This window comes from Pseudomonas sp. TWR2-1-1 (assembly GCF_049897045.1).
Lineage (GTDB): Bacteria > Pseudomonadota > Gammaproteobacteria > Pseudomonadales > Pseudomonadaceae > Aquipseudomonas > Aquipseudomonas versuta.
This window is the reverse complement of sequence record NZ_JAFCVM010000006.1, coordinates 169,521-189,514: the sequence shown is the minus strand read 5'-3', so window position 1 is coordinate 189,514 and position 19,994 is coordinate 169,521. Positions and strand designations below refer to the sequence as shown.

Annotated in this window: 18 protein-coding genes; 10 read left to right on the top strand and 8 right to left on the bottom strand. The window is 60.3% G+C overall.

Annotated elements, in window-relative coordinates:
* Window positions 1-93 precede the first annotated feature (93 nt).
* The 5 genes from ACP7BO_RS16965 to ACP7BO_RS16945 form a co-directional block, all read right to left on the bottom strand.
* Window positions 94-1,305: an electron transfer flavoprotein subunit alpha/FixB family protein gene (locus tag ACP7BO_RS16965; RefSeq protein WP_426211594.1), complete on the bottom strand. Its 1,212-nt coding sequence runs from the start codon at window positions 1,303-1,305 to the stop codon at window positions 94-96.
* Complete coding sequence (gene dgcB / locus ACP7BO_RS16960; RefSeq protein WP_426211592.1) at window positions 1,302-3,245, bottom strand: dimethylglycine demethylation protein DgcB; 1,944 nt, start codon at window positions 3,243-3,245, stop codon at window positions 1,302-1,304. The genes ACP7BO_RS16965 and dgcB overlap by 4 nt, the downstream gene beginning before the upstream one ends.
* Before the next feature lie 127 nt (window positions 3,246-3,372).
* Entirely contained in the window at window positions 3,373-5,433 is a 2,061-nt protein-coding gene (gene dgcA, locus ACP7BO_RS16955) for a dimethylglycine demethylation protein DgcA (protein ID WP_426211590.1), read from the bottom strand.
* 15 nt (window positions 5,434-5,448) lie between these two features.
* Window positions 5,449-5,979, bottom strand: coding sequence for a DUF5943 domain-containing protein (locus tag ACP7BO_RS16950; protein ID WP_397455537.1), 531 nt, complete (start codon window positions 5,977-5,979; stop codon window positions 5,449-5,451).
* A 129-nt stretch (window positions 5,980-6,108) separates the two neighbouring features.
* Window positions 6,109-7,086: a dipeptidase gene (locus ACP7BO_RS16945; RefSeq protein WP_397455536.1), complete on the bottom strand. Its 978-nt coding sequence runs from the start codon at window positions 7,084-7,086 to the stop codon at window positions 6,109-6,111.
* Between the two features lie 219 nt (window positions 7,087-7,305).
* Here ACP7BO_RS16945 and ACP7BO_RS16940 point away from each other — a divergent pair, with 219 nt between their 5' ends.
* Together ACP7BO_RS16940 and ACP7BO_RS16935 are read left to right on the top strand one after the other, a co-directional pair.
* A complete protein-coding gene (locus ACP7BO_RS16940; protein WP_397455535.1) occupies window positions 7,306-7,707 on the top strand; it encodes a lysozyme inhibitor LprI family protein in 402 nt (133 codons plus the stop codon).
* A gap of 139 nt (window positions 7,708-7,846) precedes the next feature.
* Window positions 7,847-8,263, top strand: a complete 417-nt coding sequence (locus ACP7BO_RS16935) for a DUF3010 family protein (protein WP_426211587.1) — start codon at window positions 7,847-7,849, stop codon at window positions 8,261-8,263.
* Here the strand turns inward: ACP7BO_RS16935 and ACP7BO_RS16930 are convergent.
* Entirely contained in the window at window positions 8,260-9,195 is a 936-nt protein-coding gene (locus tag ACP7BO_RS16930; protein WP_397455534.1) for a GlxA family transcriptional regulator, read from the bottom strand. The genes ACP7BO_RS16935 and ACP7BO_RS16930 overlap by 4 nt on opposite strands.
* Window positions 9,196-9,360: 165 nt before the next feature.
* Here ACP7BO_RS16930 and choX point away from each other — a divergent pair, with 165 nt between their 5' ends.
* From choX to ACP7BO_RS16905, 5 genes are all read left to right on the top strand, one after another.
* On the top strand, window positions 9,361-10,287 hold the full coding sequence (gene choX / locus ACP7BO_RS16925; RefSeq protein WP_426211585.1) for a choline ABC transporter substrate-binding protein: 927 nt from the start codon (window positions 9,361-9,363) through the stop codon (window positions 10,285-10,287).
* Window positions 10,288-10,360: 73 nt separating this feature from the next.
* A complete protein-coding gene (locus tag ACP7BO_RS16920; protein WP_397455532.1) occupies window positions 10,361-11,248 on the top strand; it encodes a 3-keto-5-aminohexanoate cleavage protein in 888 nt (295 codons plus the stop codon).
* Window positions 11,249-11,397: 149 nt separating this feature from the next.
* Entirely contained in the window at window positions 11,398-12,363 is a 966-nt protein-coding gene (locus tag ACP7BO_RS16915; RefSeq protein WP_426211583.1) for an L-carnitine dehydrogenase, read from the top strand.
* Between the two features lie 12 nt (window positions 12,364-12,375).
* Window positions 12,376-12,858 (top strand): thioesterase family protein, encoded by a 483-nt coding sequence (locus tag ACP7BO_RS16910; RefSeq protein WP_426211581.1) that lies wholly within the window; start codon window positions 12,376-12,378, stop codon window positions 12,856-12,858.
* A gap of 234 nt (window positions 12,859-13,092) precedes the next feature.
* Complete coding sequence (locus tag ACP7BO_RS16905) at window positions 13,093-13,350, top strand: hypothetical protein (protein ID WP_426211579.1); 258 nt, start codon at window positions 13,093-13,095, stop codon at window positions 13,348-13,350.
* Between the two features lie 99 nt (window positions 13,351-13,449).
* Here the strand turns inward: ACP7BO_RS16905 and ACP7BO_RS16900 are convergent, their stop codons facing one another.
* Together ACP7BO_RS16900 and ACP7BO_RS16895 are read right to left on the bottom strand one after the other, a co-directional pair.
* The gene (locus ACP7BO_RS16900) at window positions 13,450-14,553 is read right to left on the bottom strand and encodes a GlxA family transcriptional regulator (protein WP_060696648.1); all 1,104 of its coding nucleotides are present in this window, start codon (window positions 14,551-14,553) and stop codon (window positions 13,450-13,452) included.
* 443 nt (window positions 14,554-14,996) lie between these two features.
* The gene (locus tag ACP7BO_RS16895; protein ID WP_426211576.1) at window positions 14,997-16,373 is read right to left on the bottom strand and encodes an L-serine ammonia-lyase; all 1,377 of its coding nucleotides are present in this window, start codon (window positions 16,371-16,373) and stop codon (window positions 14,997-14,999) included.
* Window positions 16,374-16,733: 360 nt separating this feature from the next.
* On the opposite strand from ACP7BO_RS16895, the gene ACP7BO_RS16890 reads away from it, so the two are divergent.
* The 3 genes from ACP7BO_RS16890 to choV all read left to right on the top strand — a co-directional run bounded on the left by ACP7BO_RS16890 (window position 16,734) and on the right by choV (window position 19,771).
* A complete protein-coding gene (locus ACP7BO_RS16890) occupies window positions 16,734-17,681 on the top strand; it encodes a choline ABC transporter substrate-binding protein (RefSeq protein WP_060696646.1) in 948 nt (315 codons plus the stop codon).
* Between the two features lie 69 nt (window positions 17,682-17,750).
* Window positions 17,751-18,596: a choline ABC transporter permease subunit gene (gene choW / locus ACP7BO_RS16885; RefSeq protein WP_426211574.1), complete on the top strand. Its 846-nt coding sequence runs from the start codon at window positions 17,751-17,753 to the stop codon at window positions 18,594-18,596.
* Window positions 18,593-19,771, top strand: a complete 1,179-nt coding sequence (gene choV, locus ACP7BO_RS16880) for a choline ABC transporter ATP-binding protein (RefSeq protein ID WP_426211572.1) — start codon at window positions 18,593-18,595, stop codon at window positions 19,769-19,771. Before choW ends, choV begins: the two co-directional genes overlap by 4 nt.
* Window positions 19,772-19,994: the final 223 nt, after the last annotated feature.

Here is a 19,994-nt window from a genome sequence, read left to right as displayed (position 1 = left end):
CAAAACTGTAAACAGTCTGTAGGAGCGAGCTTGCCTCGCGATCTGTTTAAAAGCTCGCGAGACAAGCTCGCTCCTACAGGGGGTTTAGGTCAATCAGGCGGCATCGCGTCTGGCGCCCTGGCGCCAGTTATCCACAGCGGCGATCAGTGCTTCGAGAATCGCACCACCCTCGCCGATCACAGAAAGGTCAGCGCGTTTGATCATGTCGCAGCCCGGATCAAGATTGATCGCCACCACCTTGTCGCATGCGCCGATCCCTTGCAGGTGCTGGATTGCACCGCTAATACCGACCGCCACGTACACCCGGGCCGTGACCCAGGTGCCGCTGGCCCCGACCTGACGTTCCCGGCCCATAAAACCGTCGTCCACCGCCACCCTTGATGCTCCTTCGGTAGCGCCCAGCGCCGCCGCCGTCCTGTGGAAAAGTCCCCAGTCCTTAACCCCGTTTCCGCCGCTGAGGATAAATTCCGCTTCGGCCATAGGAATCGCCGCCGGATCGACCTCAACTGCACCCAGGTCTTCGATACGGGCCAAGCAACGCGGCGCGTCTGTGGATAACTGCACCGCCAATGCTTCATGCCGGGTTTCGCTGACCGGCTCGGCGCACTCGGCAGCCGCCAGGATCAACCTTGGTAACGGCTGCGCCAGATCCTGCAGACCGGCCCCGGCGCGTCCCAAACAGGCTCCGTCCTTGATCTGCCACACCCGCGTGGCCGGGCGCTGGCCCAGGCTCGCAGCAAAGCGGCGGCCCAACTCTGCGCCGCCATTGCGGCTGTCGGGCAGCAACCAGTGCTTGGGGGCGAACTGGTTATCCACAGCCCGCAAATCGTAAACCCGTTGCTCCGGTGCATAACCTTCGCTGTCGAGTAACAACAAACGATCCACCCCTGCCCTGGCAAAGGCCGTTTCTTTGCACTCGCCAAACACCACTGCCAGCACCGCGCCGTCGCTGCCCGCCAACTGCCGGGCCAGGCCCAGCAAGTCGCGGTCGTGACTGGCGAGACGGCCACCGACCATGTCCGGCACCACGCAGATATAAAACGCTGGCGCTGGCACCTGATGCAGGGGTAATTGCACTTCAACACTGGCCGCGCGTTTGGCCGCACCGCCCTGCTGCGCGCCACTGCGGTCAATTCGCTTGATACCGTTGGGGCCGATAAACCCCTGCCCATGCACATTTTTGCGCATCACCCCATTGGGCCCCATCCAGAGGGTCTGTACCGGCTGCATGGCAGCATGCAGCGGGTGCAGGCGATTACGGGCAATCCACTCGGCCCGCGGGTCGCGGCGAATAATGTCACTCATGCGATCACCTCCGGGGCGGCCCGTCTGGCCGGTCGGGCGGCCGCAACCTCTTCAATCAGGGCGTCGGCCACCAGTTCGGCAATGTCTTTGATCTGTGGACGCGGCTCGACTACGCCTTCGAGCATCGCCGTGCATTGCGGGCAACCTACAGCCACGCGCTCGGCGCCCGTCTCGCGGATGTCGTCCATGCGCATGTCGGGAATCCGCTGCTTGCCGGGAATGTCAGTAATCGGCGCACCGCCGCCACCGCCACAGCAGCGCGAGCGAAAGCCCGAGCGCTGCATCTCTTTGACCTCAATCCCCAGGGCGCGCAATACCGCGCGGGGTGCCTCGTATTCACCGTTGTAGCGGCCCAGATAACAGGGGTCGTGATAGGTCACGCTGCCGCCCGTATCCGCCTTCAAGGCAAGCGCGCCAAGACTGATCAGCTCGGCCATGTAAGTGCTGTGGTGTTGCACCAGGTACTCACCGCCAAAGGCGCCATATTCGTTTTTCAGTACATGAAAACTGTGGGGGTCGCAGGTCACGATGCGCTTGAAGCGGTATTGCGCCAGGGTCTGGATATTGCGCTTGGCCAATGCCTGAAAGGTCGCTTCGTCACCAAGGCGCCGGGCCACGTCACCGCTGTCACGCTCTTCGAGGCCCAGGACCGCAAAGTCGACGCCACCCGCTTTCAGCACTTTGACGAATGAACGCAGGGTGCGCTGGTTGCGCATGTCGAAGGCGCCATCGCCAACCCAGAACAGCACGTCCACAGAAGGTTTATCGCGCATCAGATCAAGATTCAGATCTGCGGCCCAGTTCATCCGCCCGCCCGGGGCAAAACCGCCGGGGTTGTCGGTGGCGATCAGGTTGTCCAGCACCTGGGCCCCGTTGTTCGGCGTTGCACCTTTTTCCAGGGTCAGGAAGCGGCGCATATCGACGATGGCGTCCACGTGCTCAATCATCATCGGGCACTCTTCAACACAGGCACGGCAGGTGGTGCAGGACCACAGGGTGTCCGCATCCACCAGGCCGTTAACGATCGGTTGATGCGGGTTGCCAGCATGTTCGCCAATGGGCTTGCCCGGGTACGGGCTGCCGGCAAAGTGCGCATCGGTGCCGCCCGCGAGCCCCACCACCATGTCCTGAATCAGCTTTTTCGGGTTCAACGGCTGGCCCGCAGCGTAGGCCGGACACGCCGCTTCGCACTTGCCGCATTGCACGCAGGCGTCAAAACCCAGCAATTGGTTCCAGGTGAAATCCTTGGGTTTTTCCACCCCCAGTGGCGCACTGCGGTCTTCCAGATCCAAGGGCTTCAAGCCGGTGGAGCGCCCACCGCCAAAGCGCTCGGCGCGCCGATGCCAGGCCAGGTGCAAAGCCCCGGCGAAGGCGTGTTTCATCGGCCCGCCCCAGGTCATGCCGAAGAACAGTTCCGCCACGCCCCACACCACTCCCGCCCCCAGCAGGGCTGCCAGCAACCAGCCGCCAAAGTCCTGGGGCAGCAAACCGGCGACCGGCAGGGTGAGGATAAAAAAGCTCAGCGAGAATGCCAGCAGGCTTTTCGGCAGGCGCATCCACGGGCCTTTGGACAGGCGGGCCGGTGGGTTGAGGCGACGTTTGAACACAAAGAGCGCGCCGACAAACATCAGCGCCGTGGCAACCAGCAGGGCGTAGCCGAGGATGCGGTTATGCAGGCCCAGGCCATGCACCAGAATCGCCAGCAACGCCGCCAGCACAAAGCCCCCGGCGGTGGCAACGTGGGTATTGGCCATGTATTTATCGCGGGCCACTACGTGGTGCAGGTCGACCATGTAGCGCCGGGGCATGGCCAGCAGGCCGCCGAGCAGATCGACCCTGGCCGGGCGGCCACGACGCCACATATGCATCCGCCGCACGGCGCCGATGACGGCCAGCCCCAGAGCTGCGAATAACAATACAGGGAGAACAATATTGAGCATGGTGAAGCTCCCGAAGACCTCAGGGGTTGCGCAAATCCTGTGGGAGCCGGCTTGCCGGCGATGAGGCATATGCAATGGCTAAAAACATCGCTGGCAAGCCAGCCCCCACAGAGTTATTCACACGTGCTTAGAAATCCTTGCACAACCTGAGTGCGTCATAGATCGCGGCATGCACGTTGCGTTGCGCCACGCAGTCGCCGATGCGGAACAGCAGATACCCGTCCCCCGCTTCGCTCAGACACGGCTGCGGTTTGATCGCGAACAGCGCTTCGACGTCAATCTGGCCCTTGTTGCGCGAGTCCGGTTTGAGCGCGTAATACAGCTCTTCATCCGGGCGCACGCCATTCTCGATCACCACCTGGTCCACCACGCGCTCTTCCCGGGCGCCGGTGTATTCGTTCTCCAGCACGGCAATCAGCTTCTCGCCTTCGCGGTACACCTTCTCCAGCATCATGTCCCCGGTCATGATCACTTCCTTGGGGTACAGGCTGCGGTAGTAGGTCGGGAATGAAGTCCCGCCAATCGCCACGCCGGGCTTGGTGTCGTCGGTCACGATCTCGACCTGCGCCCCTTTGTCGGCCATGAAATCGGCGACGGACATACCGGTGAATTCGCAAATGGTGTCGTACACCAGCACGTTCTTGCCCGGTTCAACCTTGCCGTCAAGCACGTCCCAGCTGCTGACCACCAGCCCTTCGGCGGCGCCCCAGTGTTCGTTCTGCTCCACAAACGGATGCCCGCCCACGGCCAGCACCACGATGTCGGGGCGCAGGTCGAGAATGGTGGCCGGATCTGCCGCAGTGCCCAGACGCAGATCAACGTTCAGGCGCGCCAGTTCCAGCTGGAACCAGCGGGTAATACCGGCCATCTGATCGCGCTGCGGGGCTTTGGAGGCGGTGGTGATTTGCCCGCCAATAACGTCCTTTTTCTCGAACAGGGTCACGTCGTGCCCCCGTTCAGCGGCTACCCGCGCGGCCTCCATACCGGCAGGGCCGGCACCGACGATCACCACTTTGCGTTTGATCCCGGTGGTTTTCTGGATGATGTGCGGCACGCCCATGTATTCGCGGGAGGTGGCGGCATTCTGGATACACAGCACATCCAGCCCCTGGTATTGACGGTCGATGCAGTAGTTGGCGCCCACGCATTGTTTGATCTGGTCGATCTGGCCCATTTTGATTTTGGCAATCAGGTGCGGGTCGGCGATGTGGGCACGGGTCATGCCCACCATGTCCACATAGCCGCCTTCCAGAATTCGCGTGGCCTGGTTCGGGTCCTTGATGTTTTGCGCGTGCAACACCGGCGCCTTGACCACTTCCTTGATCCCGGCGGCCAGATGCAAAAACGGCTCCGGTGGGTAACTCATGTTGGGGATCACGTTGGCGAGGGTGTTATGGGTGTCGCAGCCCGAGCCAACCACGCCGATAAAATCAAGCATGCCGGTGTCGTCGTAGTACTTGGCGATTTGTTTCATGTCCTCGTGGCTCAAGCCATCGGGGTGAAATTCGTCACCGCACAGGCGAATGCCGACGCAGAAATCCGGTCCGACTTCGGCACGCACGGCCTTGAGCACTTCAAGACCGAAGCGCATGCGATTTTCAAAACTGCCGCCCCATTCATCGGTGCGTTTGTTGACCCGCGGGCTCCAGAACTGATCGATCATGTGCTGGTGCACCGCCGACAGTTCGACCCCATCCAGCCCGCCTTTTTTGGCGCGCCCTGCCGCACTGGCGTAATTGCCGATCACGCGCCAGATTTCTTCGGGCTCGATGGTTTTGCAGGTGGCACGGTGCACCGGTTCACGCACCCCGGACGGCGACATCAGGGTCGGCCAGTTGAAGCCGTCCCAGCGTGAGCGGCGGCCCATGTGGGTTATCTGGATCATGATCTTGGCGCCGTGCTTGTGCATGGCATCGGCCAGGTTCTGGAAGTGCGGGATGATGCGGTCGGTGCTCAGGTTGACCGAACTCCACCACTCCTGCGGACTGTCGATCGCCACCACTGACGAACCACCGCAAATCGCCAGGCCGATACCGCCCTTGGCTTTTTCTTCGTAGTACTGCACGTAGCGCTCAGTGGTCATGCCGCCATCGGTGGCATACACCTCGGCGTGGGCAGTGCTGAGCACGCGGTTGCGGATGGTCAGTTTGCCGATTTGAATCGGCTCAAACATTGCTTCGAACGCCATATCCCGATCCTCGACTTACAACGGCTTGACGATAAACAGGCCGTGGTCGTGGCCTTCTTCCGATCCGCTATAAACCTGCTCGGCCCTGGTGCGAATGTGACTGCCACGAGCCTGCAGGATCTGATCCATGGCCCCGGCAAACCAGCCGGTGAACATGTAGTCGACCTTGCGCCCGACCTTGCCGTACACGTAGACGAAACAGGAGTGTTCGAGCTTGATGGTGGCGGTGCCTTTATCGAGGTCGATGTCCTGGATTTTGAACAGGCCCCAGCCACGCTGCGACAGACGCTTCATGTAATGTTCGAACACCGCAACGCCTTCCAGGCCGTGGCACTCGGCTTCTTTTTCGCACCAGTGCCAGGCGGACTTGTAGCCGGCCTTGTAGAGAATTTCGGCGTAGGCGTCGGCGCCCAGCACTTCCTCGATGCCCATATGGTTATTGACGAAAAAATGCCGCGGCACATACAACATGGGCAGGGCATCGGAGGTCCAGACACCGGTTTCGCTGTCGACTTCGATAGGCAATTGCGGGGCGATTTTAGCCATGGAACAAAACTCCAAAAATTGAACAAATCTATGTAGTCGCTGCCGCAGGCTGCGAAGGGTTGCGAAGCAGCCCGTTTTTCAAGAGGTCCTCATCGCAGCCTTCGGCAGCGACTACGAGGAGCTTTGCGGCTATTCGCCCCAGACATCCTTGAGCACGTTGACCCAGTTTTCGCCCATGATTTTGCGCACCACGCGCTCGGGGTGGCCGCGCTTGAGCAGGGTTTCGGTGAGGTTGGGAAACTCCCCCACCGTGCGGATGCCCAGCGGGTTGATGATCTTGCCGAAGCTGGTCAGACGCCGGGCGTAGCCCTTGTCGTGGGTCAGCATTTCGAAGAAGTCCTGACCATGGCCCTGGGTGAAGTCGGTGCCGATACCGATGGCGTCTTCGCCGACGATATTCATCGTGTACTCGATGGCTTGGGCATAATCGTCAATGGTCGAGTCGATGCCCTTGGCCAGAAATGGCGCGAACATGGTCACCCCGACAAAGCCGCCATGGTCGGCAATGAATTTAAGTTCAGCGTCGGATTTGTTGCGCGGATGCTCTTTGAGGCCGGACGGCAGACAGTGCGAATAGCAGACCGGTTTTTTCGATTCGAGGATCACCTCTTCCGAGGTTTTTGAACCCACGTGGGACAGGTCGCACATGATCCCGACGCGGTTCATTTCGGCCACGACTTCGCGGCCAAAGCCCGAGAGTCCGCCATCACGCTCGTAGCAGCCGGTGCCCACCAAGTTTTGCGTGTTGTAGCACATCTGCACCACGCCAACCCCGAGCTGTTTGAAGATCTCGATGTAGCCCAACTGGTCTTCAAAGGCGTGGGCATTCTGGAAGCCGAAGATGATTCCGGTTTTGCCCAGCGCCTTGGCCCGACGAATATCGGCGGTGGTTTTTACCGGGATCACCAGGTCGCTGTTTTCGCGAATAAGGGCCTGGCTGGCCACAATATTATTGATCGTGGCTTGAAAGCCCTCCCACACCGACACCGTGCAGTTGGCGGCCGTGAGGCCGCCCTTGCGCATGTCTTCAAACAGTTCACGGCTCCATTTGGCAATGATCAGCCCGTCGATAACGATGCTGTCTGCGTGCAACTCGGCTGGGCTCATCAGGCGTCCCCTTATGTACGCCGAATCGACTGCCGGCGCTTTGGGGCCAGCATAGGCTCGGGGTCAAAAACAGCCGGGTGCAAAAGCGACAGCGCAATTGCCGAAAGCGTCAATGCGCGACAAAGCACCCGGCGCCAATCTCACCACCTATGCTGCGCGGCTGTTCTTTGGCCCCCGCTTGAGCCAGAATCCGTCCCAACTATGGATTAGGAAGCCGCAATGAAATCGATTCTCCTGGCCTTGGCGTTGATCACAAGCGGTGCATATGCAGCCGATGATGCCGACTACAACCCGTGCGATGCGGTGGAAAACGACCAGCAAACCCTGGCGTGTTCGGCGTACAGCAAAAATGCTGCCGAGCTGTTGCTGACCGAGAACTACGAAGCCCTGCAGGCGCGAATGACCTCGATGTACGGCTCAAACGCGACTCAGCTCAATAACATCATCAGCAAGATCAAGACCGCTCAGGCACTGTGGCTGCACCAGCGTGACGCCGATTGCGCGATTGTGGTGTTCCCTGCCACCTCCGGCACCCAGACCTACAACATTGCCCTGAACGACTGCATGGCGCGCATGAGCGATGACCGTTCGGAGTTTCTGGAATCGATCGGGCAGGAATAACCACCCTGCTATCAAAAACCTGTGGGAGCTGGCTTGCCAGCGATTCAGGCGCGGTGCCCCATAGGGGTAAATCGGCTGATGCCATCGCCGGCAAGCCGGCTCCCACAGGTCAGGTGCTTTATTTAAATCCAGGGTTTTTATGACTATTTGCGGTATCGATATCAAAGGCAGCGAAGCCATCTTCGCCCTTGCCACCCAAGGCCCCGACGGCCTTCAACATCTGGCCACTGCGAGCAAAAAGATCGCCCTCGACGACGATGAAAATGCCCTCAACGTCAAGGCCTTCGCCGCGCAGCTCGCAGCCTTTGTAAAGGCCAACGGCATCACCCGTATCGCAATCAAGAAGCGCAGCAAAAAAGGCGAGTTTGCGGGCGGGCCAACCACCTTCAAAATCGAAGGCATCATCCAGTTGCTGGACGATTGCGAGGTGCAATTGCTGTCACCGCAAACCCTCAACGCGCAATTCAAAAAGCACGCCTTCGAGCTGCCCGCTTCATTGAACAAATATCAGCATGATGCCTACAAGGCTGCGTGCGCGGCATTGCTCAAGGGTTAACCGACCCGGTCCTGTCGTGGCGCGCAGGCAAAACGCGCCCGATAGCTGCGGGTGAAATATGACGGTGATTCAAAGCCGCAGGCCAGGCTGACATCCAGCACGCTCATGTCGGTCTGGCGCAGCAATTGCCGGGCTTTCTCCAGACGCAGCCCAAGGTAAAAATTGCGCGGTGTGTCGTTCAGATGCAGGCGGAAGAGGCGCTCCAGTTGGCGCCGGGTGACGCTGATACTCAGTGCCAGTTGCGACGTGCTCAGGGGCGGCTCGCTGTGTTGTTCCATCTCGCCAATGACCTGCACCAGCTTCTTGTTGCGGATGCCGTAGCGCGTGGCAACTTGCATGCGCTGGTGATCCTTGCGCGGGCGGATGCGCCCGAGCACGAACTGTTCCGAGACCTGAATCGCCAGCTCCGGCCCGTGCGCCTGGGCAATCAGATCGAGCATCATGTCGATGGACGCCGTGCCACCTGCGCAGGTAATCCGTCGGCGGTCGATTTCGAACAGTTCCTGGGTAACCTGCAACCGCGGCCATGACTCCTTGAACGCCTCCAGCGCTTCCCAGTGCAGGGTCAGTCGATAGCCGTCGAGCAAGCCCGCCTCGGCCAGCACAAAACTGCCGGTGTCGATGCCGCCCAGACTCACCCCTTCGCCGTCCAGACGCCGCAGCCAGTGGATGAGCGCAGGCGTGACATGGGCCAGCGGCTCAAAGCCGGCCACCACCAGCAGCGTCGCCCCGGCCTTGAGCCCCTCCAGTGCAGCCTCGGCATTGACCGACATACCGTTGCTCGCCGGCACCGCGCCACCGTCGCTGCTGAGCACGTGCCAGCGATAAAGCTCGCCACGAAAACGGTTGGCCACCCGCAGCGGCTCAATGGCAGAGATAAACCCCAATGAGGAAAAGCCGGGCAGCAATAGGAAGTAGAAATCCTGGGGCATGGAGGCGCTCGTGCAGACAGTTCGAAAGATTGAAACACACTCGGGTCGCTGCAGTGCAAAAGCCCGTCGCTCCAGTGCGGTTAAGCCCTGCCCGACCTGCGTAACTTGGCGTCACGGTGCACAAAGACACCGGTTCTCTAATAGCTACCTGCCGAGGCCCGCTCCATGAAACGACTGATCAGCTGTTGCTTGTTGGTACTCAGCCCCTACGTACTGGCTGGCGAAGATCCATCGTGCAAGAACGTGCGCATGGGCGTGGTCAACTGGACCGATGTGATCGCCACCAGCGCCATGGCGCAAACCCTGCTCGACGGTCTCGGCTATAAAACCAGACAGACCAGCGCTTCCCAGCAAATCATCTTCGCCGGGATGCGAGATAACCGGCTGGACATGTTTCTGGGCTACTGGAACCCGATCATGAACCAGAGCATCACCCCCTTTGTCGATGCCAAACAGGTGACGGTGCTGGCCAGGCCCAGCCTTGACGATGCCAAGGCGATGCTCGCCGTGCCGACCTATATGAGTGACAAAGGGCTTAAAAGCTTTGCTGACATCGCCAGATTCGAGAAAGAACTGGGCGGCAAAATCTACGGGATTGAACCGGGTTCCGGTGCCAATACCCAGATCAAGGCGATGATCGATCAGAACCGCTTTGGCCTGGGTAAATTCCAGCTGGTGGAGTCCAGCGAGGCCGGAATGCTCTCGGCCGTGACCCGCGCGGTCAACCGCAACGAGCCGATCGTGTTCTTTGGCTGGACCCCGCACCCGATGAACATTAACCAGAACATGACCTACCTGACCGGCAGCGAAGATGCACTGGGCCCGAATGAAGGCCTGGCCACGGTATGGACCGTCACCACGCCGGACTACGCCAATCGTTGCCCGAACGTCAGCCGCTTGCTCAACAACCTGACCTTCAGCGCCGCAGACGAGAGCCGCATGATGCAGCCGTTGCTGGACCACAAGGACGCTCAGGTCTCGGCCCGTCAGTGGCTCAAGGACCACCCGCAAGACTTGCAGCGCTGGCTCGAAGGCGTCACCACAGCGGATGGCAAACCCGCTGCCGGGAACCTGAAACTCAGCGCCAAATAATTCAACACCGAGCCCACCCGGCCGCGCCTGCAACGGCAGCGGCGTGGCGCTCTACGCCCTAAGGAAACGCTAAATGAACCACGACGTCATCATCACTTGCGCACTCACCGGTGCCGGCGACACCAGCGCCCGCAGCCACCTGGTACCGATCACGCCCAAGCAAATTGCCGACGCCGCCGTGGAAGCGGCCAAGGCCGGAGCCACGGTGGTGCATTGCCATGTACGGGATCCGAAAACCGGCCAGTTCAGCCGTGACGTGGCGCTGTACCGCGAACTGATGGAGCGCATCCGTGAGGCCGACATCGACATCATCGTCAACCTCACGGCCGGCATGGGCGGTGACTTGCACATCGGCCCCGGCGAAAACCCGATGGAGTTTGGCCCCCATACCGACCTGGTCGGGCCGCTGACCCGCCTGGCTCACGTTGAAGCGTTGCTGCCGGAAATCTGCACCCTGGATTGCGGCACCCTGAACTTCGGTGACGGCGACACGATTTATGTGTCGACCCCGGCCCAGTTGCGGGCGGGCGCCAAGCGCATTCAGGAGCTGGGGGTTAAAGCCGAACTGGAGATTTTCGACACCGGCCATCTGTGGTTCGCCAAACAAATGATCAAGGAAGGCCTGCTCGACGACCCGCTGTTCCAGCTGTGCCTGGGCATCCCGTGGGGCGCGCCGGCAGACACCACCAGCATGAAAGCCATGGTCGACAACCTGCCCGCTAATGCGGTGTGGGCCGGGTTCGGCATTGGCCGCATGCAAATGCCGATGGCAGCCCAGGCGGTCTTGCTCGGCGGCAACGTCCGGGTCGGGCTGGAGGACAACCTGTGGCTGGATCGTGGGGTACTGGCGAGCAACGGGCAGCTGGTGGAGCGCGCCACAGAAATCCTCAGCCGCCTTGGCGCCCGGGTTCTGACCCCGGCTGAAGGCCGGGTCAAGATGGGTTTGAGCCAGCGCCACTAACACCGCCTCCCCTGCCCACATGCCCCCTGTTCCCCTGTAGGAGCGAGCTTGCCTCGCGAGCTCTTCAGCGAAACAACGAAACAGCGAAAAGCTCGCGAGGCAAGCTCGCTCCTACAGGTTTAAGACCGAATTTTGATCAGGAATTGCCCATGACCTTTATCACTAACATCAAAACCTTCGCGGCCCTGGGCAGCGGTGTCATTGGCAGCGGCTGGGTCGCCCGCGCACTGGCCCACGGCCTGGACGTGGTGGCCTGGGACCCTGCTCCCGGTGCCGAAGCCGCCCTGCGCAAACGCGTGGCCAAGGCCTGGCCCGCGCTGGAAAAAAGCGGCCTCGCCAAAGGCGCGTCCCAGGACCGCCTGCGCTTTGTCAGCACCATTGAAGAATGTGTACGCGACGCCGATTTCATCCAGGAAAGTGCACCCGAGCGGCTTGATCTCAAACTCGAGCTGCACAGCAAAATCAGCGCCGCCGCCAAACCCGATGCACTGATCGGCTCCAGCACTTCGGGGCTGCTGCCCAGCGAGTTCTACGAGACCTCCACCCATCCTCAACGCTGCATCGTCGGCCACCCGTTCAACCCGGTGTACTTGCTGCCGCTGGTGGAAGTGGTGGGCGGGCAAAAAACCGCGCCCCAAGCCATTGCGGCGGCGATCGAGGTCTATCAATCCCTGGGCATGCGGCCTTTGCATGTGCGCAAGGAAGTGCCGGGCTTTATCGCCGACCGCTTGCTCGAAGCCCTGTGGCGCGAGGCGCTGCACCTGGTCAATGACGGGGTGGCAACCACCGGTGAAATCGACGATGCAATCCGCTTTGGCGCCGGTTTGCGCTGGTCGTTCATGGGCACGTTCCTCACCTATACCCTGGCCGGTGGCGATGCGGGCATGCGCCACTTCATGAACCAGTTCGGCCCGGCCCTGAAACTGCCGTGGACCTACCTGACTGCACCGCCACTCAGCGAAAAACTGATCGACGACGTGGTTGAGGGCACGACAGAACAACTGGGCAGCCACAGCATTGGCGCGCTGGAAAGCTATCGTGATGACTGCCTGCTGGCGGTGATGGAAGCGGTGAACGCGACCAAACTCAAACATGGCATTGCCATCAACGATTGATCGAGGTACTGCATGCCCATCCTCACGACCTACAGCACCCCCGTCCTTGAAGAGTGGGTCGATTACAACGGCCATTTGCGGGACGCGTTTTACCTGCTGATTTTCAGCTATGCCACCGATGCCCTGATGGACCGACTGGGGCTCGACAGCCAGAACCGCGAGGCCGGCGGCCACTCGCTGTTCACCCTGGAAGTGCACTTGAACTATCTGCACGAAGTGAAACTCGGCGCCCAGGTCGAAGTGCGTACCCAGCTCATCGGCTTTGATAAAAAGCGCCTGCATCTTTATCACAGCCTGCACCTGACCGGCGAAGCGCAAACCTTGGCTGGCAATGAGCAAATGCTGCTGCATGTCGACCTTGCAGGGCCGCACTCTGCGCCGTTCAGCGAACACACGCTGGCGTTGTTGCAAGCAATAGAAGCCCAGCAGGGAGACCTGCCAAAGCCGGCCTATGCGGGCCGGGTGATCGGCCTGCCCAATACCGCGAAGGCATGAAAAAAGCCCCGAGCCTGCCGTGACAGGTTCGGGGCTAACCTTGTGTGATGCCGAGAGGGTGACCAAACCATCGACGGTGCCGCGAAAGTCAGTGTGCACAACCCTTTGCGCCGGGACTTAGCCGAAAACGACCTGCGCTTAGGCGTCCCGGACAAATCGTCAAACCGCCCTTGCCCCCTGGCCCGGGCCGTACCAGAATCGAGTTCGATCGCGCCTCTGTAAAAGGATAAAAACATGATGCATGCGGACTTGATTGATGAGCAGGACCTGCTGGGCCAACTGCGCTCATTGGGGTTTGAAGTGGCGGGCAGCGCCGAGCAAGCCTGCACGACCGTGGTTTGCGGGTTGAATGAAACCAACGCGCGCGCACTCAAGGGCCTGGTAGAAAAACTCTACACCGGCAGCGCGACCATTTTGCCGGCGGTGCGCCAGGCCATAGATCAACAACTGCTGCCGGGGCTGGCGCAATTCAAGCAAAACCAGACGGCCTGACCCCACCTCTACCTTAATCCTGTAGGAGCGAGCTTGCCTCGCGATCTCTTCGCTGAAGAGCTCGCGAGCAAGCTCGCTCCTACAGAAGGCGCTGCGGCGCTACAGCCTTACGCTGGCAAAGGTTGATTCGTGGCGTGCCTGATTCAGGGCTGACATGGGGCCGGCCAGCGGTGTCATCAGCAATGACTGCGGAATCGGCACCAGGGTTGTCTGCTGGGCAGTGTTGGAACCCACACGCTCGTCGCGGGGCGGAATACCGAAATACTCGCGGTAACACTTGGAGAAATGCGGGGTAGAAACAAAGCCGCATACCGCCGCGACTTCAATGATCGACATCGGTGTCTGCTTGAGTAACTGGCGCGCCCGCACCAGCCTCAGCTTGAGGTAATAACGCGATGGCGAGCAGTGCAAATACTTCTGAAACAGACGCTCCAGCTGACGTCGCGACACTGTGACGTACACCGCCAGTTCATCGAGGTCGATGGGCTCTTCGAGGTTGGCTTCCATCAACGCCACGATTTCCTGCAGCTTGGGCTGGTTGGTGCCAAGCATGTGCTTGAGCGGCACCCGCTGATGGTCCTGTTCGTTGCGAATGCGTTCATACACAAACATTTCGGAAATGGCCGCCGACAGTTCGCGGCCATGATCGCGGCTGATCAGGTGCAGCATCATGTCCAGCGGCGCGGTGCCGCCCGAACTGGTGAAACGGCTGCGGTCCAGGGTAAACAGGCGAGTGCTCATGGCGACTCGTGGAAAGGCTTCCTGCATGGAAGCCAGACATTCCCAGTGCACGCTGCAATCAAAGCCGTCGAGCAGACCGGCGTAGGCCAGGGCCCAGCTGCCGGTGCACACCGCGCCCAGACGGCGCGACTGGCGCGCCTGGCTTTGCAGCCATGAAACGTGCTCGCGGGTCACCGTGCGCTGAATGCCGATACCGCCGCAAACAATCACCATGTCCAGCGCCGGGGCCTTGTACATGCTTGCATCAGGGGTCACTTGCAGACCGTCGCTGGCCCATACCTGACTGCCATCTGCGGTGAGGGTGCTCCAGCGATACAGTTCGCGCCCGGACAGCTGATTGGCCATGCGCAAGGGTTCTATCGCGGAAGCCAGGGAAATGAGCGTGAAATTGTCCAGCAGCAGAAAGCCGATGGATTGAGGCGTACGGTTCTGGGGTTGAACCCCGGAGTTGAACGACGTCATCGCGGTATCTCCTCACACAAAGCGGGTGATGGCCCCAGGCACAGGCTCTTGTTATTGCCCTCGTTTAACGGGGCTTTGTAATCACAACGCAAATGCCATGCCTAAACTTGAATGAGCATTCAACAAAGCCTGAAAACGACGTCGCAATGTGTCTGGACGGGTCGTGATGAAATACCAGACAAGCCATGTTTAAAAGCAACCGGCGCAGATTGCCCGGCGCTTTTGAGCACATTGGTAGCACTTGAGGGAGACGCTAGAAACAGAGATGTGACGGAATGTCACCAAGCGCACGAATGCGCTAAAAGAGGTCGGTATGCGCCTAAACGGCGCGCGGAAAACCTGACTGCAAACCTGTAGGAGCGAGCTTGCTCGCGAGCTTTTGATCTTGGAAGCTCGCGAGCAAGCTCGCTCCTACAGGAGGGGGTGACCCAGTCATCCGGAGCTCAGCATTCCACCGCGCTGACGGCCAGACCGCCCCGTGAGGTTTCTTTGTATTTGTCATGCATGTCGGCGCCCGTGTCGCGCATGGTGCGGATCACCCGGTCCAGCGAAATAAAGTGCTGGCCATCACCGCGCAAGGCCATTTGTGCCGCGTTGATGGCTTTGACCGCAGCGATGGCGTTGCGCTCGATACACGGCACTTGCACCAGCCCGCCCACCGGGTCGCAGGTCAGGCCCAGGTTGTGTTCCAGACCAATCTCGGCGGCGTTGCACAACTGCTCCGGCGTAGCGCCGAGGATTTGCGCCAGCCCGGCGGCGGCCATGGCACAGGCCGAACCGACCTCGCCCTGGCACCCCACTTCGGCCCCGGAAATCGAGGCGTTCTTTTTGCACAGAATGCCGATCGCCGCCGCGCTTAATAAATAGTCAACCACATGGGCTTCACTGACTTCGTCGCTGAACTTCATGAAGTAATGCAGCACCGCGGGGATGATGCCCGCCGCGCCGTTGGTGGGGGCCGTGACCATGCGCCCGCCGGCAGCGTTTTCTTCGTTGACCGCCAGTGCAAACAGGTTGACCCACTCCATGGCACTGAGCGTCGAGCCAATGACGTTGGGTTTGCCCAGCTCCTGCAAGCTACGGTGCAAGCGGGCAGCGCGGCGACGGACATGCAAACCGCCGGGCAGGATGCCCTCGTGTTTCAGACCTTGCTCCACGCAATCCTGCATGGCCCGCCAGAGCTTGATCAGGCCACAGCGGATTTCATCCTCACTGCGCCATGTTCGTTCATTGGCCATCATCAGGGTGGCCACGCTCAGGTGATGTGTGGCGCACAGTTCGAGCAACTCGGCGGCGCTGGAAAAGTCATACGGCAACAGGGTCCGGTCCATGTCCAGTACGCCGCTGGCCGCTTGTGCTGCGTCCACCACAAAGCCGCCGCCCACCGAGTAATAGCTGTCGCGGAACAGTTCGCCATGCTCGGTGGCGGCTATCAGGGTCATGGCATTGGGATGAAATGGCAGGTTTTCGTCGATCAGGCGCATGTCTTGAGCCCACTCGAACGGGATGGGCAAATGCCCGTCCAGCAGCAGTGTCCGGCTTTCACGCAGTTGCGCGATGCGCGGGCCTATCTGTGCCGGGTCGATGGTGTCCGGCCATTCACCCATCAAGCCCATGAGCACGGCATTGTCGCTGCCATGGCCGATGCCCGTGGCGGACAGCGAGCCATAAAGCTGCACTTCAATACGGCGTACCTGTTGTAGCTGGTCGCGTTCGCGCAGGCCCTGCACAAACAGCGCTGCGGCCCGCATGGGCCCGACCGTGTGGGAGCTGGAGGGGCCAATGCCAATCTTGAACAGGTCAAACACGCTGATAGCCATGAGCACAAAGCCTCGGGGGTGAATGCCCGCACTATGGGCGGTTTTCAATCCGCTAAAACGTCCAGCTACGACCCGGCTTTGCCTGCCAGCGCCCTCGCCGTTTTATAGGGTGCAGAAGGCCGGAAAAGCCGGTTTTGACAGCGGAATTTTCCATATACGACCTCCCAAGTACCAGATACGACCCTCCCTGTACTGGATGCGACGCACCCTGTAGGCGTTTGAATTTCACTGTTACATGATCAGTCTCGACTCGATTGCCAGATGCGCCGCCAAACGTCTGCCGGGCATCGCCCAACCGCAACTGATACGTGCGGCTTTTCGATTCGAAAAACCGCCACCCAGACACCCAGGAGTCGTTCCATGAAACATTCCCCGTCGCTGTTGCTGGCTGCACTGTTGAGTCTGCCCGTGATCGTCCAGGCTGCAGAGCCGGCGCAATGCAGCACCGTTAACTTCTCGGATGTCGGCTGGACCGACATCACCGTCACCACCGCCGTCACCAGCGAGGTGCTCAAGGCCCTCGGCTACAAGACCAAAACCACCATGATTTCAGTGCCCGTCACCTACAAGTCGCTGGCCGATGGCAAGAACATGGACGTGTTTCTGGGCAACTGGATGCCGACCATGGAAAACGACATCAAGGCTTACCGCGATGCCGGAACCGTCGAGACCGTACGGGCCAATCTGGAGAACGCCAAATACACCCTCGCCGTCCCCCAGGCGCTGTACGACAAGGGCCTCAAAGACTTCTCCGACCTGCCTAAATTCAAGAAGGAACTGGACGGCAAAATCTACGGCATCGAACCGGGCAACGATGGCAATCGCATGATCCAGACCATGATCGACAAGAACGCCTTCGGCCTTAAGGACGCGGGCTTCAAGGTCGTGGAGTCGAGCGAAGCCGGGATGCTGTCACAAGTCGATCGCGCCCAGCGCCGTGGCACCGACGTGGTGTTTCTGGGTTGGGAACCGCACCCGATGAACACCCGTTTCAAGATGAAGTACCTCACCGGTGGCGATGACTTTTTTGGCCCCAATTATGGTCAGGCGACTATCTACACCAACACCCGCAAGGGCTACACCGAGGAGTGCCCGAACGTCGGCCAGTTGCTGAAGAACCTGGTGTTCACCCTGGACATGGAAAGCACCCTGATGGGCAAAGTGCTTGATGACAAGATCAAACCGGACGTGGCGGCCAAAGCCTGGCTCAAACAGAACCCGCAGGTGCTCGACACCTGGCTGACGGGGGTGACCACGATTGATGGCAAGCCGGGCCTTGAGGCCGTAAAGGCCAGCCTCGCGAAGTAATCTCGGGCGCCGGACGGCACGCCCGTCCGGCTCCGGTTCAATTCTCCCTGCATGCGGATGTTCACTACCATGCTGATTGATCACAAAATCCCTCTGGGCGAGTACATCGCCAGCTTCGTCGACTGGCTGACCAAACACGGTGCCAGCACCTTCGACGCCATTGCGCTGACGCTGGAAACCATGATCCACGGCGTGACGTTCGCCCTGACCTGGTTCAACCCCTTTTTGTTTATCGGACTGATTGCACTGCTCGCGCACTTTATTCAACGCAAGTGGGGGCTGACGGTGTTCGTGGCGCTGTCGTTTCTGCTGATCCTCAATCTGGGGTACTGGCAAGAGACCATGGAAACCCTGGCGCAGGTGCTGTTCGCCACCTTTGTCTGCGTGATCATCGGGGTGCCGCTGGGCATTCTGGCGGCGCACAAACCCATGTTCTACACCTTCATGCGCCCGGTACTGGACTTGATGCAGACCGTACCGACCTTCGTTTACCTGATCCCTACCCTGACCCTGTTCGGCCTGGGTGTAGTGCCGGGGCTGATCTCTACCGTGGTCTTTGCGATTGCCGCGCCGATTCGCCTGACGTACCTGGGCATTCGCGATGTACCCCATGAACTGCTCGATGCCGGCAAGGCCTTTGGCTGTTCGCGCCGCCAACTGCTCACGCGGATCGAGCTGCCCCATGCCATGCCCAGCATCGCGGCCGGGATTACCCAATGCATCATGTTGTCGCTGTCGATGGTGGTGATTGCCGCGCTGGTCGGTGCCGATGGCCTGGGCAAACCGGTGGTCAACGCACTGAACACCGCAGACATCGCCCTGGGCTTTGAAGCCGGACTGGCGATTGTTTTGCTGGCGATCATGCTCGACCGGATCTGCAAGCAGCCGGAAGCTAAAAAAGGAGCCGACGCATGAGCATTATTCGCTTCGACAAAGTCGACGTTATCTTTGCCAAAGATCCACGCGAAGCCCTGGGCCTGCTGGACCAGGGCCTGTCACGGGATCAGATCCTGAAAAAAACCGGGCAGATTGTCGGCGTCGAAAGCGCCAGCCTGGACATCGACAAAGGCGAAATCTGCGTGTTGATGGGGTTGTCCGGCTCGGGTAAATCCAGCTTGCTGCGCTGTATCAACGGGCTCAACACCGTGAGCCGCGGCCAGTTGCATGTGGAGCATGAAGGCAAGCAAATCGATATTGCTTGCTGCACCCCGGCCGAACTGAAAATGATGCGCACCAAGCGCATCGCCATGGTGTTTCAAAAGTTCGCCCTGATGCCCTGGTTAACCGTGCGCGAGAACATCAGTTTTGGTCTGGAGATGCAGGGCCGGCCCGAGAAGGAACGACGCACCCTGGTGGACGAAAAGCTGGAGCTGGTGGGCCTGACCCAGTGGCGCAACAAAAAGCCGGATGAACTGAGCGGCGGCATGCAGCAGCGGGTCGGCCTGGCCCGGGCGCTGGCCATGGACGCCGATATTTTGCTGATGGATGAACCATTTTCGGCACTGGACCCGCTGATCCGCCAGGGCTTGCAGGACGAATTGCTGGAGCTGCAACGCAAACTCAGCAAGACCATTGTGTTTGTGAGTCACGATCTGGATGAGGCGCTGAAACTGGGTAGCCGCATCGCGATCATGAAAGACGGCAAGATCATTCAGTACAGCAAGCCCGAAGAGATCGTGCTCAACCCGGCAGACGACTATGTGCGCACCTTCGTCGCCCATACCAACCCCCTGAACGTACTGTGCGGGCGCAGCCTGATGCGCACGCTGGACAACTGTAAACGCATCAACGGCTCGGTGTGCATAGACCCGGGGGACGACTCGTGGATTGATCTGGCAGAAGGCAACACCATCAAGGGTGTGCGCCAGGGCGCCAGCAGCGTGGACTTGCAGCACTGGAGCCATGGGCAGGCCGTCGAAGGACTGGGACGCGGCCCGACCCTGGTGGATTCCGGAATCGGCATGCGCGACGCGCTGCAAATCCGTTATCAGACCGGCAACAAACTGGTGCTGCACGACAATCAGAAAGTGGTGGGGATACTCGGCGATACCGAGCTGTACCACGCGCTGCTGGGCAAAAACCTGGGCTGATCTCAGGCCGTAGCAGTTGCCGAGTGGCACGAGGCTACGTCCGGCGGCGCAGCCGTCGTTCAGCCCGGTAACACGACTCTTCAGGTGAGCCGCGTACACAGGCTTTACGATTGCTGCGCAATCGGACGCAGCCTGCGGCAGCTGCTACAGGTAATGCGTGGTGGCTTAGCTGTAAACCCGCCAGAAAGTGGTGGGGTGTACCACGCGCTGCTGGGCAAAAACC